The following is a 439-nucleotide window of genomic DNA, read 5'->3' on the forward strand; positions in this document are numbered from 1 at the left end:
GAACAAGAGCATACCGGCATCCCGCTGCAGCCAGCGGCGGGCTTCGCCGCGCCACCCCGCCTCCACTCCGTTGAGGACGAGCCCTAGCGCAAGCAGCAGGGCTCCCCCCGCGAGGGGCACGACGAGCACCGTGAGGGGCTCATCCAACGGGTGCAACCAGAGGGCCGGAATGAGGTCCTCCCGGGCGAAGACGCTCCCGAACAGGGCGCCGAAGGCCATGGCCGCGATTCCCCCGGTGATGAAGAGCCGCGCCACGACAAGACGCCGGCGCAGCGCCAGGCCCGCGACCAGGATGACCAGCCCCTGGCCCACGTCGCCGAACATGTAGCCGAATAGCAGGGGCACTACCAGGGCGAGCAACGGGCTCGGATCCACCTCATCTCGGGAAGGCACCCCGATCGCCCGGGCGAACAGCTCGAAAGGCCGGGCCCACCATGGG

Annotated in this window: 1 protein-coding gene; it reads right to left on the reverse strand. The window is 70.2% G+C overall.

Annotated features, from left to right (window positions below; translation table 11 throughout):
• A partial coding sequence (locus ACTFO6_RS17720) for a V-type ATPase 116kDa subunit family protein (RefSeq protein WP_439935739.1) occupies positions 1 to 439 on the reverse strand: 439 nt, incomplete at both ends.

Origin of the sequence: Pelomicrobium sp. G1 (assembly GCF_051905455.1) — a bacterium.
Taxonomy (GTDB): Bacteria; Pseudomonadota; Gammaproteobacteria; order Burkholderiales; family UBA6910; genus Pelomicrobium.